Annotated in this window: 1 protein-coding gene; it reads left to right on the top strand. The window is 34.2% G+C overall.

Features of this window, described 5'->3' with window-relative positions; translation table 11 throughout:
- A partial coding sequence (locus tag ACFIL7_RS03465; RefSeq protein WP_375683365.1) for a type ISP restriction/modification enzyme occupies window positions 1–2,659 on the top strand: 2,659 nt, incomplete at its 5' end.
- Between the last annotated feature and the right edge of the window lie 542 nt (window positions 2,660–3,201).

Genomic DNA, 3,201 nt, shown 5'->3' with positions numbered 1-3,201 from the left:
CAACTTAAACAGTGAGATAAAGCAAGAAGAAGCGATTGAGATGTTAGCGCAACATCTTGTGACGCGTCCCGTGTTTGAAGCCTTGTTTGAAGGCAATGAATTTGTACAAAATAATGCCATTTCGCAAGCAATGGAAAAAATCTTAACAGAACTCGATAAAACCAATATTGAGGAAGAATCCAAAGAATTACAAGAGTTTTATGACAGCGTAAAGTTTCGTGCCTCTGGCATTACCGAACCACAGGCAAGACAAAATCTTATTATCAAACTTTACGAAGATTTTTTTACCAAAGCTTTTAAGAAGACAACGGATAGGCTTGGCATTGTTTATACCCCCGTTGAGGTCGTGGATTTTATCATTCATTCTGTTGATGATGTTTTACGCAATGAATTTGGAAAAAGCTTGGGGTCACGTGGTGTTTCTATTCTTGACCCTTTCACTGGAACGGGTACCTTTATCACAAGGCTTTTACAATCAAAGCTCATAAAACCAGAGGATATGGAATATAAATTCCGTCATGATATCCATGCCAATGAGATTGTTTTACTGGCTTATTACATAGCAGCGATCAATATTGAATCGACTTACCATAGTTTGAAGAAAGGAGATTACATCCCTTTCAAGCATATTGGTTTAACTGATACGTTTCGGATGCTGGAAAAACAAGATTTGATGAAAGGTTTATTAGAGGAAAACAGTGAATATTTAGAGCATCAAAAAAATTTGAATATTGAAGTGATCTTTGGCAATCCTCCTTATTCGGTAGGTCAAAAGAGTGAAAATGATAATGCAAAGAATACTCCCTATCCCATATTAAATAAACGCATCAGTGACACGTATGCTGCTCAATCTAAAGCAAATCTTAGGCAAGCGCTTTATGATAGTTATATTCGTGCCATTCGCTGGGCTAGTGACCGTATTGCTGATGCTGGAATAATCGGCTTTGTCACAAATGGAAATTTTATCAGTGGATATTCTATGGATGGTTTACGAAAATCTTTAGCTAAAGAATTTAGCAGTATTTATGTGCTTAATTTACGGGGGGATATTCGTAAAAATATGAGGAATAAAAACAACGCTCAAGAAGGAGAAAATATTTTTGGCAATGGTAGTATGACCGGTATTGCTGTGACACTATTTATCAAAAACCCCAATGCTTCTGAAGAGTGTAAAATTTACTATCATGACATTGGAAATTCACTCACAAGAGAAAAAAAGCTTACAATAATAGAGTCTCTTGGGAGCATTGATGGTGTTACACGGAGTAAACAAGGGTGGCAAATAATCACACCAGATAAACATGGGGATTGGCTTGGTCAACGGGATGACAGTTTCAAAGCATTTTTAGCTATAGGTGATAAAGGTGATAAAAAAAGTCATGGTAAAAAACTTTTTGAGATTTATTCTTGTGGTCTAAAAACCAATCGTGATGCTTGGACATACAACTCTAGCCGTGAAGCTTTAGCAAAAAATATGCGTAATATGATTGCCTTCTATAACAGTGAAGTGGAACGTTTTAACAACACCTATCCACATACTGACCATAAAACACGTACAAAGGTTGTAGATAATTTTGTTAATACAGATGAGAAAAAGATAAGTTGGAGCCATAATGTTAAGCAGGAACTGGTAAAAGGAAAAATTTTCGAATTTGAAGAAGCGTGCTTTATTCAAAGCCTTTATCGCCCTTTTATGAAACAGTGGCTCTATTATAATCGCACCTTCAACGATAGAGTTTCCAAAATGCCGTGTGTATTCTCTATGGAACAAATGAATGAAAATAGGGTAATACAAGTTACAGGTATAGGAGCAATGGTGGGCTTTTCTGTCTTAATGACCAGGACTCTACCTAATTTTCATGCAATAGATACTGGTCAATGCTTTCCAAGGTATATTTATGAGGATATTGAATCTTTAAAAAGTAACAATAAAAGTGAGAAACAATCCCTTTTATTTACAAACTCTATAGAAGAAAACAAAACAGCTGATTTACAAAGGTGTGATGCCATTACTGATGAAGGTCTAGACCATTTTAAAGCCGCTTATCCTAATGAAACTATCACGAAAGATGATCTATTCTATTATGTTTACGGTCTTTTACATTCGGAAGATTATTGTGCTCGTTATGCTGATAACCTCTCTAAAGAACTGCCTCGTATCCCTTGTGTAAAGAGTGCTGGTGATTTTTGGAAGTTTGTAACAGCAGGACGTGAACTGGGTCATTTGCATGTGAATTATGAAGATGTAGAGCCTTATCCAGTAACCTTTAAAAAGGGTAATCCAAAACTGACAGAAATCTCTAATCCCGAAAAATTCTATTATGTAACTGAAATGAAATTCGCAAAAATTAAGGATAGTAAAGAAAAGGATAAAACCACTGTTATTTATAATAGCAATATCATCATGACAGATATCCCACTTGACGCTTATGAGTATATCGTCAATGGTAGACCCGCTCTTGAATGGGTTATGGGGCGTCAATGTGTAAAGACTGATAAAAAGAGTGGTATTGTGAATGATGCCAATCGTTATGCTGTTGAAACCATTGGTAACCCTGCTTATCCATTAGAGTTGTTTCAAAGGGTTATTACCGTAAGTTTAAAAACAATGAAGATTGTTAAGAACTTACCAAAATTAGAAATAAGAGAAACTGAATAAGCTTATTAAAGCATGCTCACATAATGGGTATGATAAACTCATAAGGGGTATAAGGTTTTATACCTATAGGTTCTTATATCCCTTTTATAAATTGCTGACATACAATCTTTAAAAGGATAATTTATCATGCGTTATTTAAAAAGAAGAAACTTGCACTTTTAGATACTCTTATTTACATTGCCTTTAAAAGATTAAACCGTAATCTAAAATGATAGCTTTATTGTTATCAGAAGCTTTATTTAAAGAGGGTTATGTATATTCATTTTCTTATATTACTTATAGGTTTTGAATGTTTCTACCCCCCCAAAAACCTTACAAAACATAGAGCATTAGTTGAATTTATAGGTTGTACTATTGATATAGGTTGTTTTTTGAAAAATTGATAAAAAATAACATATTGAAATATAATGACTTTTATTTTTTATTGAAAAATATGTAAAGGGGGGCGTAAAAAGCACCTCCAAAACTCATAACCATAATGGTCTTGATAGCATTTATTATGATTATAATCCCTTTCTTTTGAAAGGCTTTAAAGGATCACA

This window comes from Bartonella sp. AP3QHHD (genome assembly GCF_042195765.1).
Classification (GTDB): Bacteria; Pseudomonadota; Alphaproteobacteria; order Rhizobiales; family Rhizobiaceae; genus Bartonella.
Note: the sequence above shows the minus strand (reverse complement) of the source record. Positions and strands in the feature narration are given on the sequence as shown.